Raw genomic sequence first — 13,209 nt, 5'->3', positions numbered from 1 at the left:
GTCTGATGAAGCCGGGCCAGCGGCTTGGTATTCACCGGATCTCCACTGGAGGCGACCGAAACGGAGGCGAGATGGTGACAACGTCATACGATCGTTTATATGTAGAGTTCGTGTATTATTTCAACATAGCGCGCGACTATTTCGAATGTCACGAAGTGATGGAGGAGCTTTGGCTCGAGGAAGGCCGACATCCGTTGTACCAAGGCCTGCTGCAGGTGGCAGTAGGCCTTTACCATTATCGCAACGGCAATACGAGCGGGTCGATCAAGCTGTTTACCGCAGCCTTGGACAAATTGGACAATTATCCGGAGGACGCGCTTGGGATCGACCTTGGCCGCCTTCGCGATGACAGCCGGGTATATTTGGACAAGCTGGCCCGTGCGGAGGAGCAGCCGTTTGCTTTCTACGACCTGGACATCCGCATTTTGGATGCTGGGCTGGAAGTATGGGTGGAAGAGCTGAGGCTGCATCCGCCGGAGCCGCATGAAGAGCATTAGCCCTGAATGCGGTCGGCGATGCTGGCGCTAGGACCGGCGCGAAACGAGAACAGCTTGCAGCCCAACCCTGCACACGGTTAGCCACGCCGCCCCGGCGGCAAATCCGGCGGCAACGTCGCTCGGATAATGAACCCCCAAATAAATGCGGCTTACGCCGATCATGATGACAAGACAACCGGCCGTTACGGCGATCAGCAGCTTCAGGACAGGAGATTTGACAAACATCAAGAGGAGCATGGCCAGCATGCCGTAGAAGACGATGGATGCCATGGAATGTCCGCTGGGGAAGCTGTAGCCCGTCTCTTCGACGATCCGGTGCAGCATAGGCCGCTGCCGTTCGAAAATTTGCTTCAGCAACTGGTTGAACAGCGCGCCGCCGGTGACAGCTACCATGAAAAAGAGAGCTTCCCATTTCTTCTTTCGCCACACCATCAGAGATACGCTAACGAGCAGCAGGACGAACAAGGTCTGGAACGATCCGAGCTCGGTAATCCCCTTCATCCATACGGTCAGCTCTGGACTGATAAGCGATTGAATCCAATCGATGTAGGTCCGGTCAAAGCGCTCCAATTGATTTTCCTGTAAATCGTGCGCAAACTTTATGAAGATCAGAATCGACAGTAGCACGATGATGACTGCGGTCAAGATGTATTTTCTGGTCAGTAATACTTGTTTTGGTTGCACAGAGGTCCTCACAGCTCCTTTTAAAAAAAATGAAAAAAAAGAAACAGCGGACCGCAATCCGCTACTTCGGAGAATCCCTTGGCGTCCACCGACAGCCGGCAGGATTATTTTTTATGCTTTTCGAAAAAGGCTTTGAACGTTTCGGCCTTTTGTTCGCCGACGAGACGCTCTACTTCTTTGCCGCCTTTGTAATAAATCAGGGTCGGGGTCGCTTCTATGTTGTATTTTTGCCATCCGTTCTTGAACTCTTCAAGATTGAACTGCTTGATGTCGATGTTCAGTTCCTTGGCGACCGGCATAAGCACAGGCGTTGTCACTTTGCAGTGCGGGCACGTCGAACCGAAATAATACAAGTAGAAGTCTTCCTTCGCCGTGATCTTTTTGTCGAGCGCGTCAGGCAAAATGATGTTTTGGTAGTTCGGATCGTCCAGAAGCGCGAGCGTAGCCGGATTCAGTTTGTCCGGCGCAATGCCGTACACGTTGTTTGCGTACTTTCCGAATTTCGCTTGATTAGACTGTTGATTGACAAAATAAAGGGCTCCGAACAGAACGACGATAATAGCTAAAAAGATACCTAACTTTTTCATGATTCCCCTCTTCCTACCGAGTATAAATGGTCACTCTAAAAACATTCGTTACTTATGCAAAGTTTCCTCTTTCTATCATACAATAAAATTGAAGGATTTTCGACATTGGCGTGGAATACTTGGGTAGACTTCGGGAACGCCGGGGCCGATGCAGCTGGAAGCATTAAAAAATGGAAGGCTTGCTGGAGGTCGAAATATTCGGCCTTTCCGGCGTCTTATGGGGAGGTGAACCCTAACGATGAAAGCAACGCTACGTCTGGACAAGCTGCTGGCTCATACGGGCTTCGGCACACGCAGCGAAATCAAACAGCTCGTAAAGCGCGGCGTCGTCAGCGTCGACGGCAAAACGGCGAAGGACAGCGGAATGCAGGTGAACCCCGAGCGGCATCGCATTACGGTTGACGGAGAGCTGGTGGTTTACCGCGAATTCGTCTACTTGATGCTGCATAAGCCGCAAGGCGTCGTGTCCGCCACGGAAGATAACAGGGACCAGACTGTGCTTGATCTGTTGGACGAGCAGTACTCACATTTTGACGTATTCCCGGTCGGAAGGTTGGACAAAGACACCGAAGGGTTGCTGCTGCTGACGAACGACGGCAAGCTTGCGCACAACCTGCTGTCGCCGCGAAAGCATGTTCCGAAGATGTATTATGCCGAAGTGAGCGGCGCCGTTAACGAAAGCGACATTGAAGCGTTCGCGCGCGGCGTCACACTCGATGACGGCTATGTGACGATGACGGCGGAACTGAACGTGCTGCACTGCGGCCGACCCGAAGCGGGCGAGCTTTCCCGCGTCGAATTGACCATACATGAAGGCAAATTTCATCAGGTAAAACGCATGTTTCAAGCTGTAGGCAAGCAGGTAACCTATCTGAAACGGCTGTCCATGGGGCCGCTGAAGCTGGACCCGGCGTTGCCGCTCGGGCAGTCGCGGGAATTGACGGAGGAAGAGCGGCAAAGCATGCTGGCTCATGGGGAATAGAAGCCGATTAAGTCATTAGCCATTTCAGCTAACAGGTATACAGAGAGAAGAAGTACAAGGGAGCGGAGAGAAAAATGAACTATCGCATCATTGCGCTTGACGTGGATGGTACGCTTTTGAACGACGACTATGAAGTAACGGACAAAACGGTAGAAACGCTGCGCACGGCGCACGAAGCAGGAGCCCGGATCGTGTTGTGCACCGGCCGAGGCCCGGCCAATGCGATCCCGGTTCTGGAGCGTCTGGGCCTTACCGGCGTGCTGATCACGCATAACGGGGCGGCGACCGTCGAGACGCCGGGGCCGAAGCTGCTGCATCAATTCGGCTTCGAGGTGCAGGAGCTTGCGGAGCTCGTCCAATACTGCCGCAAACAGAATGTACATTTTGACGTAAACACCGCGTTGGAAATGTTCGCCGAGAAAGTAGGCGAGCGGGAAGCGGCGATGTACGAAAAATATATGGTTTCTCCCGGGCGGGTGGAGGACGTGCTGAGCATGACCGTTCCGCTTGTGAAGTTGACGATGTTCGGATCGGAGGAAGAGATGGACGCGGTCGAGCGGGACTTGGCGCGCGTATCGCTGCCTCCGAGCGTTCATGCACTGAGAAGCGGGGCGCACTTTGTCGACGTGATGTCGAAGGAAGTATCCAAGGGCCGTGCGCTGCAGGCGCTCGTCGCCCAATGGGACATTGCTCCCGAAAACATCGTTGCCGTGGGCAACTATTACAACGATATTGATATGATCCGGTTTGCCGGGCTCGGCATAGCGATGGACAATTCGCCGGATGCGGTCAAAGAGGCCGCCGATGCTGTAACGCTGTCCAATAACGATGACGGTGTGCATGAAGCGCTGCGCCGTTACGTGCTCCCTTCGGGAGAGCTCCGCGCATAGTTTTCCGTCAGGGAAGGACATGCTATGAGGGTAGAAAACTCCGCACTGCGCGAGTGCATAACCTGATTGGAGGGACCCGAATGACGCATGTCAGCTTAAGACCGGATCTGAGGACGTCGGGCGGCGAAGTCAGCGACATCATGTTCAAAAATCGGTTTGTGGGCACGCTATCTCTCGTCTTCCGTGAATCCGACCGAATCGCAGGCGCGCTCCAATTGGAGAAAGAAGCGCTTGACGACGCGGAGAAAGACGAAGTGTTCGATGCGATCCACCGATATGTGGACTCCTTGCTGGACGCTCTGCAGGCAAAAGGGTGCGAGGTGATGGTCACCTACAGCAGCTTTGACCATGTGATCGCTTCGGAACGGGAAGCGCCTGCCTATGCCGGGATCGTCTCGACGGAAGAAGATTTCGATTACGACTCGGATTGGATCGATAACGAGACGCGTCTTGAAGACGAAACGCCTGGGGAGCGGGACGACTTCACTATGGCGGATTTCGAACTGGTGCTGGTCGGCGAAGACGAGGACGGACTGGAATACCATCTCTACGATATAGACGAAGATTTTGTCGCAGAGGTATTTCTCCAAATCGAGGACCGCGAAGTGACCGGCACGGTCTATTGGATGATCGAACCTGCCGAAGCCGAGCTGGATATCGCGGCCGATCTGCTTGTGCTCGATTTCGACGAGGACGAAGTGGATCGCTTCGAAATTGCGATGAGCTTCGACAACGAGATTTTCGAAGTGATCGAGCTGACCCACGAGGATTTGCTGGCGGAGGAAAACGACTCCGAGGTATTGTGGAGCGGAAACGACGAAGACAAGCCGTATGCGGTTATGCTCGTCCGGGATGACGGGGGAGTGCTGACGTACGAAATATATGAGCAGTCCCGGGGCGGTCTTCCGATCGGCACGGCCACGGTAGATATCAGCGAACGCCAGTTGACCGGCTTTATCGATTTCCGCGAGCCCGGCAACACAGATGACCGGGAGCTTATCGCTACCTTGCTGATGGAGGAGCTTGACAAGGAGAAAGATTACTCCGCGCTCAACTTGTCCATGATGCACAACAACCGGCTGATCGAAGAAGTGCTGTTCGAAACGGAAACGTTCCATTAATTGCATATAAGGCTTGCCGAAAGCGAAAAGCATATGATAAAATGCTTTTTAATTGAATTAGGACCTTCGGGGCAGGGTGAAAATCCCGACCGGCGGTGAAGGCTCGCTTCGGAGCCTAAGCCCGCGACTCGTCGATTTCCGCTGGCGGAACAGACGACTGACTTGGTGCAATTCCAAGGCCGACGGTATAGTCCGGATGGGAGAAGGTCACAAAGTAGGCATACCGGTTTGACTCGTTTGTAAAAAACGGCTCAAGGTGAGCTTATTTGCATATGCCCCGTTATCTTAACCGATAGCGGGGCTGACTTCTTTTCGAAGGGTCCTGTTCAAACACCTTGGGAGGTTGTTGAATATGGACAGAGCTACTGCTGTCGGATTAAACGGCCGTGCTGCCACGGCCAAAGCAAGCGCGCGGAGCGGAATATGGCTGGTCGTGCTCGGCTCGGTGTTATGGGGCGTCGACCCGTTATTCCGGATTCTGCTGCTTAAAACGTTTACTTCTGCACAAATTGTATTGATCGAGCACGTGCTGCTGCTCGTCTACGCCTTGCCGGTCGTTTGGCTGCACAGGCAGGAGCTGCGGGGCTTGAAGCTGCGCCATCTCATGGCTCTGCTGTTCATTTCGTGGGGCGGCTCGGCTCTGGCGACGATTTTGTTTACGTCCGCATTCGCTCACGGCAATCCGAATGCCGTGCTGCTGCTGCAAAAGCTGCAGCCGCTGTTTGCAATCATTCTGGCCCGGATCATTCTGAAGGAAAGCTTGCCGCGGCGTTTTGCGCTGTTCTTGATTCTTGCCTTGCTCGGTACCTATCTGCTGACGTTCGGCTGGAAGACGCCGATCGGGCATTGGGGGGATATTGCGACCTGGAGCGGATTGCTCTCCATCGGGGCGGCCGCGCTGTGGGGCGGCTCGACGGTGATGGGAAGGCTGATGCTCGGGCAAATGAAGTTCGAAACGGTGACGGCCCTCCGTTTTCTGCTGGCGCTGCCGCTGCTCCTGGCTTTGTCGGCGGGGGAGGGAATGGCGCTCGTTCATTCCGCGCAGCCGGTTGCTTGGGGTGCGGTGATCGCTAATTTGGTTATGGGCGCGTTCATTCCGGGACTGCTCAGCCTGCTGCTCTACTACCGGGGATTGACCGATACGAAAGCTTCCTATGCGACGCTAGCCGAGCTGTCTTTTCCGGCGGTCGGCTTGCTGATCAACTGGCTGGTGTTCCAACAAGCCGTCACGCCGGACCAACTGGTTGGCTTCGTGGTCATATGGGCCGCTTTGTTCGGCCTTTCCCGGCAAAGCGAATAAAAGAGACTGTCCTTTGCATAAAGGATGGAGTGTGATCAGTCCATCGATGCGGGGGACAGTCTTTTTTCGCTAAAAGCTTTTTTATGGAGGCAGGGCTTATCGGCGCAATCCTTTCGGATAATGGTTTTTAACCTGTGTTCCGGATTGCTTGCCCCAGCCGAGCGGGAAGCCGTCAACCGTGATCAGCGTCCAACCACTGCGCGCTTCGGAACCGTCTACGGTCTCGCCCCGGAGGTAGTGTTCCGCTTCGCCGCTCCCCGCGGCCAGATGAACGGCGAGCCGGGCTTGAGCGGCATCCGTCAGTGCAAGGGCCAAAGCATGCGCCGGTTCCGCGCGATCCTTCTTCACCTCGGCGAGGTGAAGGCCGGGGCGCAGCGTCTTGAGTCCCTGAAGCATCGCGCTGCCGAACGGGATGCCGGCTGGCGTGGGCAGCAGGTAGAGCTGCTCGCCGAACAAGACCGGCTCGCCAGGCGGAAGCTGGAGCCCTGCGGCAAGCGACTCCTCGGCGAACCGCTGGAACAGCCGCATGGCGGCCTCCTCGGGCCGTACGGCGCCACGCTTCTCTTTGCTTGCGTGACGGGTACGTGGGGCTGCTAAGCCCATCGCGGCGGCATGCGGCTCATCCGGCGCCCCCTCCAGTTGCAGCACGGCGACAAAATGCCCCTCGCCGCGGTGCAGGTGCGGCCAAATCCGCTCCGTCCGTTCAAGGCGCAGCTGCGAATACTGGCGGAGCAGTTCGTGAACGGTGCGCTCGTTCTCCTGCTCGTTGAACGTGCAGGTGGAATAGGCGAGCCGTCCGCCCGGCTTCAGCATGGCAACCGCCGATTGCAGAATGTCGAGCTGACGCGCCGCGCACATTTCGACGTGAGCTGGTGACCATTCGGCGATCGCCTCCGGGTCTTTGCGGAACATGCCTTCTCCCGAACAGGGAGCGTCGACCATAATTTTATCGAAAAAGCAGGGGAACCGCTCGGCAAGCTGCTGCGGCGAAGCGCTGACGACGACGGCGTTCGTGACGCCCATCCGCTCGAAATTTTCGGATAAGCTCTTCGCGCGGACAGGGTGAATTTCGTTGCTGATCAGCAGTCCTTGGCCCGCCAGCTTCCCGGCGATGTGCGTCGATTTCCCTCCCGGCGCGGCGGCGAGATCGAGAACGGCGTCTCCCGGCTGCGGGTCCAGCAGCTCAACGGCGGACATGGCGGAAGGCTCTTGAATATAATATAACCCTGCCGCGTGGTACGGATGCTTTCCGGGCTTCGTTTCTTCCCGGTAATAGAAGCCTGTCCCGCACCAGGGGACGGGCTCCAGCCCGAACGTGTCGCGCAGACGCTTCAGAATGGGGCCGCCGCTCCCCGGGTCGATTTTGGCAGGATTCATTCGCACGCCCTGCGTACGGGATTGTTCATAGCTTCGCAGGAACGCTTCGGCGCTCCCTTGAAGCTGCATTTGCATTTGTTGAATATAAGCTTCGGGCAAACGGATCATAGAGGACATGTCGAACTCCTTTTATGGCTGTCGGTATCCCTACATTATACAAGCTTCGCCATATTGTGAGAAGCTAAGACTGCATGCTATAATTGTTTGGTCCTTTTGGGAGAGGTGAACGAGAATGACTTACGAAATTCCGAAAAAAGTGCAAACGTTAGGCGAAGACATTCAGCGGAGCGAGCTTAAATATCACGACAGGGAAGTGCTCGTCTCCAAGGAATTTACGTTCGATAGCGCCCATCATTTGCATTGCTACGAGGGTAAATGCAAAAGCCTGCACGGGCATACGTATAAACTTCAGGTCGTCATGCGCGGCAAGGTCGACGACCGGGGCATTACGATCGATTTTGCGGATATCAAACGAATCGCGAAAGAGCGGATCATCGACCGGCTGGATCACCGTTACTTGAACGAGGTGCTGCCGCCGATGAATACGACCGCGGAAAATATGGTTGTTTGGATGTACGAGCAGCTTCGCGACGCGCTGCGAAGCGAAGGGCTGTTCCCGGCGGTGCGGCTGGAGGAAGTCCGCTTGTGGGAGACACCGACCAGCTATGCGGCCGTCACGGCGCGTTTGATGGGAGATGATCCGGCATGATCCGGCTGCCGATGGTGGAAATTTTCGAGACGGTCGAGGGCGAGGGCACGCGGGCCGGCTTTCCGACCGTGTTCGTGAGGCTGTTCGGCTGCAATCTGCGCTGCACGTGGTGCGATACGAAGTACAGCTATCCGCCGGCCGAGGCCGAATTTACGATGACGATCGAGGATATTGTAGTCGAGGCGGGACGTTACCATTCGCGGCACGTCTGTCTGACCGGGGGCGAGCCGCTCTTGTACGGCGATAGATCCGCGGTGCTCATCGAGGCGCTGGTTGCAACCGGCCGCTACGACGACCTGCATATCGAGACAAACGGCGCCATCGATCTAGCGCCCTTTCTGGAGCGGATCGAATCGCCCGTTGTTCGATATATTATGGACTACAAGCTGCCCGATTCGGGCGAAGAGGAACGGATGATCACGGCGAATCTGGCCAAGCTGCGCCCGCAGGACGAGTTGAAGTTCGTGATCGGGAGCGAGCGGGATTTTCATGCGGCCAAAGCGCTGCTCGAAGCGTACCCGACCCGGGCGCTGCCGCTGTTCAGCCCAGTCTGGGAAACGATGCCTCCGGCCAAGCTGGTCGGGTTGATGCTGGAGCATGGCTTGTCTCAGGTGAAACTGAACATGCAGTTACATAAAATCATTTGGGACCCTGCGGCTCGCGGGGTATAATCATGCGAATGAAGGTGAGAACGATGAAAAAAGCAGTCGTTATTTTGAGCGGGGGGCTGGATAGCACAACCTGCATGGGAATGGCTCAGGACGCCGGGTATGACGTTTACCCGATCACGTTCGATTACGGGCAGCGCCAAAGGCGCGAGATCGAGAACGCGCGGCAGGTGGCCGAATTTTATAACACGGCGAACCGCCATAAAGTGATTGCGCTCGGCTTTTTGAAAGAGTTCGGGGGCAGCGCCTTGACCGACGAATCGATAGACGTACCGCCGGCTGGTGAGAGCGGTGCGGTCGATTCCGATATTCCCGTTACTTACGTGCCGGGCCGCAATCTGCTGTTCCTCTCGATCGCGACTTCCTACGCGGAAACCATCGGAGCGGAAGCGATCTATATCGGCGTCAACGCGCTTGATTACAGCGGATATCCGGACTGCCGCCCGGAATTTATCCGGAAGGTGGAGGAAGTGATGGCACTGGCGACGCGCGTCGGCGTGGAAGGCGGCCCGATCCGCATCGAAACGCCGCTGATTCATTGGACGAAAGCCGAGATTATTCGCGAAGGAATGCGGCTCGGCGTGCCGTATCACTTGACAACCTCATGCTATAACGGGCAGGAGGAAGCGTGTGGCGTCTGCGACAGCTGCCGGCTGCGCTTGAAAGGCTTCGACGAAGCGGGAACGGCCGATCCGATAGTTTATCAATAACATATTCAAGGGGCTGCCCCCCATTCGTTTGTACGAATGGGAGCAGCCCTTTGGCTTTTGCGCTTAAAATTAGTTCACGCCGACGGCAGTGTACGCTTTTTTAACGGCCTCAACTTGGGCGGAATTCGCTCCGTACAAGTCGGTTGCCGATGAAATGGCAGCGGCGCGCATGGCCGAGAAGTCCGAAGTCTGAGTCAGGTAATTGAGGAGAGCGTTATAGAAAATTTTCTCAGCCGCATCGCGTCCGATACCGTTCACAGTGACGCCGTAGTGCGTGCCGCCTTGGGCGATCAGGTAGTAGGCTTTGTTGTTGATGCCGCTGTTCGTATGCACGCCGCCGTTATCGCCAGGACCTTGGTAACGGTCTTGATAGCGGTCGGGCTGATTGTAGAGCTTCGGATTCTCCATAGAACGGAGCGCACCTTGTCTGAGGGTTATCTTGTCGCCGATCAGCCAGTTTGTGCCTTCTAACGCATTCCCCATAATATCGGAGATCGATTCGTTCAGCGCTCCGGACTCGCCGTAGTATTCCAGATCGGCCGTCCTTGACGTAACGCCGTGAGTCAATTCGTGGCCGATGACGTCCGGATCGGCAGGGAACGCTCTGAAGGTTACGCCGTCTCCGTCTCCGTACACCATTTGCACGTTGTTCCAGAAGGCGTTGTTGTATCTGCTGCCGTAGTGTACGCTCGATTTCAGCTGGAAGCCGTTGCCGTCAATGCTGTTGCGGCCAAATTTATTTTTATAGAAATCGTACACTTTGGCGGTGTAGGCATGCGCATCGACCGCTGCGCCGTCGTTCCAAATATTGTTTGGACTGGTGAGCAGCGTTCCCGGCAGCGATGCCCGGTTGCCTGAACTGTATGTGACGATTCCTTGCCCGCGCGTCGTATCTTTCAATTGATAGGTAGAGCCGGATTGCGTGGTTGTAAACGTTTTCGAATCACCAAGCACGCCTTTTCCGGTGCCCGTAGCGTGAGTGAGGAAGTCGTACTTGAATAAAATGTTGCCGTCATCGGCGCCGATGAAGTAGCGTGTACGGATCGGCTTCGGTTCGAGAACGTTAACCTCCGTCACATAGGTAAGTACCGGCTGTCCGTTATGCATGTAAACGAACAGTTTCGCTTTTGGCGTCTCTTGCGCTTCGCCCAGCTTGCCTACGGCGGATTCGGTATCTTTCTGGGCAACGGCGATAGCTTCCGCTTCGCTGATTTGCGAGGTCAAGCCCTTCGGAAGCTGCTGATGCTGTTCGGGAAGCACGCTGCCGATCAGCGATGTGACTTTTCCTTCTTTGTTGATATGAACCGTCTGAACGCCACCGTATACGGGAACGCCTTCCACATACTGCTGCAGACGGTAATGCTGGGTTCCCGTTTTCTCGTCACTCGATTGCCCGACAATTTTCAGTTGCTTTTTCAGATCGACGGATTTGCCGATCTGGAAGCTTTCTTGCTTGGATTCAAGGTACTTCCAGATTTTGTCCTCCCCGGTTACGGCTTGCGGCGCGCTCCAGTTTTCCTCGGTAACCAATTGAGGGGCAAATCCTTTAAAGGGAGTGGACGGCTCTTGTGGAGCAGCATGCACAGCTTGCACGCTTCCGAGCAAAAATGCTCCTGTAATAATCGATGACCATACTTTTAACATAAAATTCATCTCTCCTTTTCAAATTTTTCCGATCGGTTTAGAATGAATTTGAAGCTGGTTTTTCCGGTGACGGAAAACAAACCAAAGGCAGATTTAAAGCGGGTCTCGTCAAAGGTGATAATTACAGAAGCAAAAATCTGAGGCAAGGCAAGATCAATCGAGTGGAAGCATGAGGTGTGTACAACTGAAACAGGGGCGTCGGGTGACTATACTGGGTTTTCGCTAAAAAGCATCACCTCTTTCATCAAGTGGTCAATTCTTTTCAGGTAAAACCGTAGGGGCTAATCGCAGCGTGTTGAAACGTTAGTAAAATATTCCAACGGGGACTGCTTGATAATTATATTAATACAATTTTTAAATTTTTCAATACCCTTTTTAGTAAAAAATTTCCTTCTAAACAATAAAGGTTCTTTAGGCCTAAAATATCGGATGAAATGTCATCTATTTCTTGTCGAAATTTCGATAGAAAAAGGGTCTTATGATGCATATGGGTGGACTATGGTCCCGGCCTGGTTACGATAAAGCGCGTCATTCGTTAAGGGAGCGCCAGCGGGAAGATGCCTGGGGGATGTTGGCGGGAGAGCAGGCGTTATTGTTACACGCAGAACAGAACAGCCCTTCGCTCGACAGATAGCTGCGGACAAAGGGCAGAAAGCGGTTGTGATGGAGCAGGAGGAACTATGGAGGGCTGCGGCATCGATAGGTCGTAGCTTAGTCGGTGAGCAGGAGCGGACCGTCTTCGGTAATCGCAATCTATGCTCGTATTGGGCGTCCTGCGGTCCGTCAGCCCGTCGGTGCAGGACCGAGCTCTGGATAACGTAAGTCGGGCGTCCTGCCGTCCGTACTGCTCGGTCCCATGGGCCGTATGGTTTTCCGATTGAACCTCTTATGAAAAAAAGTCCGGTTCCCCCGGAGCTGCCGGGAACCGGACTTTCCTGCCGTTCATTTTGACTCATACGAAAACTCTGCCGCTTCCCGCCGTCGGCTCGTCCTTGCCGTAAATGTTGCGCTAAAATTAGTTCACGCCGACGGCAGTATACGCTTTTTTAACGGCGGCAACTTGGGCGGAATTCGCTCCGTACAAGTCGGTTGCCGCCGAAATGGCAGCGACGCGCATGGCCGAGAAGTTCGAATACGGAGTCAGGTAATAGATGAGGGCTTTATAGAAAATTTTCTCAGCCGCATCGCGTCCGATGCCGTTCACGGTGACGCCGTAGTGTGTGCCGCCTTGGGCGATCAGGTAGTAGGCTTTGTTGTTGATGCCGCTGTTTATATGCACACCGCCTTCATCGTTTGGACCGGTGTAACGATCTTGATAGCGGTCGGGCTGTCCGTAGAGCTTCGGATTCTCCATAGAACGGAACGCGCCTTGGATGCTTATCAAGTCGCCGATCAGCCAGTTTTTGGCTTCGACCGAATTCCCCATAATATCGGCTATCGATTCGTCCAGGGCGCCGGACTCGCCGTAGTATTCCAGCTTGGCCGTCTTTGAGACAACGCCGTGAGTCAATTCGTGGCCGACGATGTCCGGATCGGCAGAGAACGCTCTGTATTCTACGCCGTCTCCGTCTCCGTACGACATTTGCTTACCGTTCCATGAGGCATTGTTCCATTTGTTGTGGACATGCACGCTCGATACAAGCTGGAAGCCGTTGCCGTCAATGCTGTTGCGGCCAAATTTATTTTTATAGAAATCGGGCTCAATCTAAAAATTAGCGGTTGAACTTTTCAACATGGTAAACGGAGTCGATTGCATTCAATTAATATACCAGCTTTGTAGCACTCACGATTACGCGTGAAGTAGTGCCGACGCTGGTAAGCCTTGATGCGATTATGCCGACCTTCAATGGTTGCGTTCGTCCACCGACAACGATGGTAGTTCACGATCTCATCCTGCCAATTGCGCATGGTTTTCAAGGTGTTTCTCACCGCGTCATGGTCTATTTTCTCACCTTGCTCTAACCAGCGGGTAAAACCCAGACGAGCTATGCAGACGTTCGTTGAACAGTCATACCACTGAGAAAATGCTTCCTTCCATTC

13 protein-coding genes, 1 pseudogene and 1 riboswitch are annotated in these 13,209 nt (G+C 54.6%); of the genes and pseudogenes, 8 read left to right on the top strand and 6 right to left on the bottom strand.

Features of this window, described 5'->3' with window-relative positions; all coding sequences use genetic code 11:
* The first annotated feature begins 5 nt into the window (after positions 1–5).
* Positions 6–497 carry a DUF309 domain-containing protein gene (locus BLO51_RS13510; protein ID WP_342672366.1) on the top strand — a complete coding sequence of 164 codons (492 nt, stop codon included), beginning with the start codon at positions 6–8 and terminating at the stop codon, positions 495–497.
* A gap of 27 nt (positions 498–524) precedes the next feature.
* Here BLO51_RS13510 and BLO51_RS30320 read toward each other — a convergent pair whose 3' ends face one another.
* Together BLO51_RS30320 and BLO51_RS13500 are read right to left on the bottom strand one after the other, a co-directional pair.
* On the bottom strand, positions 525–1,181 hold the full coding sequence (locus BLO51_RS30320) for a phosphatase PAP2 family protein (RefSeq protein ID WP_245719655.1): 657 nt from the start codon (positions 1,179–1,181) through the stop codon (positions 525–527).
* A gap of 104 nt (positions 1,182–1,285) precedes the next feature.
* Positions 1,286–1,768 carry a thioredoxin family protein gene (locus BLO51_RS13500; RefSeq protein ID WP_090672469.1) on the bottom strand — a complete coding sequence of 161 codons (483 nt, stop codon included), beginning with the start codon at positions 1,766–1,768 and terminating at the stop codon, positions 1,286–1,288.
* A gap of 238 nt (positions 1,769–2,006) precedes the next feature.
* Here BLO51_RS13500 and BLO51_RS13495 point away from each other — a divergent pair, with 238 nt between their 5' ends.
* The 4 genes from BLO51_RS13495 (at position 2,007) to BLO51_RS13480 (ending at position 6,061) form a co-directional block, all read left to right on the top strand.
* Entirely contained in the window at positions 2,007–2,750 is a 744-nt protein-coding gene (locus BLO51_RS13495; RefSeq protein ID WP_090672467.1) for a pseudouridine synthase, read from the top strand.
* A gap of 74 nt (positions 2,751–2,824) precedes the next feature.
* The gene (locus BLO51_RS13490; protein WP_090672464.1) at positions 2,825–3,640 is read left to right on the top strand and encodes a Cof-type HAD-IIB family hydrolase; all 816 of its coding nucleotides are present in this window, start codon (positions 2,825–2,827) and stop codon (positions 3,638–3,640) included.
* A gap of 80 nt (positions 3,641–3,720) precedes the next feature.
* The gene (locus BLO51_RS13485; RefSeq protein ID WP_090672461.1) at positions 3,721–4,761 is read left to right on the top strand and encodes a hypothetical protein; all 1,041 of its coding nucleotides are present in this window, start codon (positions 3,721–3,723) and stop codon (positions 4,759–4,761) included.
* 58 nt (positions 4,762–4,819) lie between these two features.
* A riboswitch (FMN riboswitch) is annotated at positions 4,820–4,973 on the top strand.
* A 140-nt stretch (positions 4,974–5,113) separates the two neighbouring features.
* The gene (locus BLO51_RS13480) at positions 5,114–6,061 is read left to right on the top strand and encodes a DMT family transporter (protein ID WP_090672458.1); all 948 of its coding nucleotides are present in this window, start codon (positions 5,114–5,116) and stop codon (positions 6,059–6,061) included.
* A 96-nt stretch (positions 6,062–6,157) separates the two neighbouring features.
* Here the strand turns inward: BLO51_RS13480 and BLO51_RS13475 are convergent, their stop codons facing one another.
* The gene (locus BLO51_RS13475; protein ID WP_090672455.1) at positions 6,158–7,546 is read right to left on the bottom strand and encodes an RsmB/NOP family class I SAM-dependent RNA methyltransferase; all 1,389 of its coding nucleotides are present in this window, start codon (positions 7,544–7,546) and stop codon (positions 6,158–6,160) included.
* A 124-nt stretch (positions 7,547–7,670) separates the two neighbouring features.
* Here BLO51_RS13475 and queD point away from each other — a divergent pair, with 124 nt between their 5' ends.
* The 3 genes from queD to queC are packed head-to-tail and all read left to right on the top strand — an operon-like array spanning position 7,671 to position 9,525.
* On the top strand, positions 7,671–8,147 hold the full coding sequence (gene queD, locus BLO51_RS13470) for a 6-carboxytetrahydropterin synthase QueD (RefSeq protein WP_025851265.1): 477 nt from the start codon (positions 7,671–7,673) through the stop codon (positions 8,145–8,147).
* Positions 8,144–8,818: a 7-carboxy-7-deazaguanine synthase QueE gene (locus BLO51_RS13465; protein ID WP_090672452.1), complete on the top strand. Its 675-nt coding sequence runs from the start codon at positions 8,144–8,146 to the stop codon at positions 8,816–8,818. The genes queD and BLO51_RS13465 overlap by 4 nt, the downstream gene beginning before the upstream one ends.
* 8 nt (positions 8,819–8,826) lie before the next feature.
* Positions 8,827–9,525 carry a 7-cyano-7-deazaguanine synthase QueC gene (gene queC, locus BLO51_RS13460; RefSeq protein WP_281180357.1) on the top strand — a complete coding sequence of 233 codons (699 nt, stop codon included), beginning with the start codon at positions 8,827–8,829 and terminating at the stop codon, positions 9,523–9,525.
* Between the two features lie 69 nt (positions 9,526–9,594).
* Here queC and BLO51_RS13455 read toward each other — a convergent pair whose 3' ends face one another.
* From BLO51_RS13455 to BLO51_RS13445, 3 genes and pseudogenes are all read right to left on the bottom strand, one after another.
* Positions 9,595–11,169, bottom strand: coding sequence for a M4 family metallopeptidase (locus BLO51_RS13455; RefSeq protein ID WP_090672449.1), 1,575 nt, complete (start codon positions 11,167–11,169; stop codon positions 9,595–9,597).
* A gap of 1,015 nt (positions 11,170–12,184) precedes the next feature.
* Positions 12,185–12,865: pseudogene (locus BLO51_RS13450) on the bottom strand (M4 family metallopeptidase); the annotation flags it as partial.
* 32 nt (positions 12,866–12,897) lie between these two features.
* A partial coding sequence (locus BLO51_RS13445) for a transposase (RefSeq protein ID WP_143006888.1) occupies positions 12,898–13,209 on the bottom strand: 312 nt, incomplete at its 5' end.

The organism is Paenibacillus tianmuensis (assembly GCF_900100345.1).
Classification (GTDB): Bacteria; Bacillota; Bacilli; order Paenibacillales; family NBRC-103111; genus Paenibacillus_G; species Paenibacillus_G tianmuensis.
Note: the sequence above shows the minus strand (reverse complement) of the source record. Positions and strands in the feature narration are given on the sequence as shown.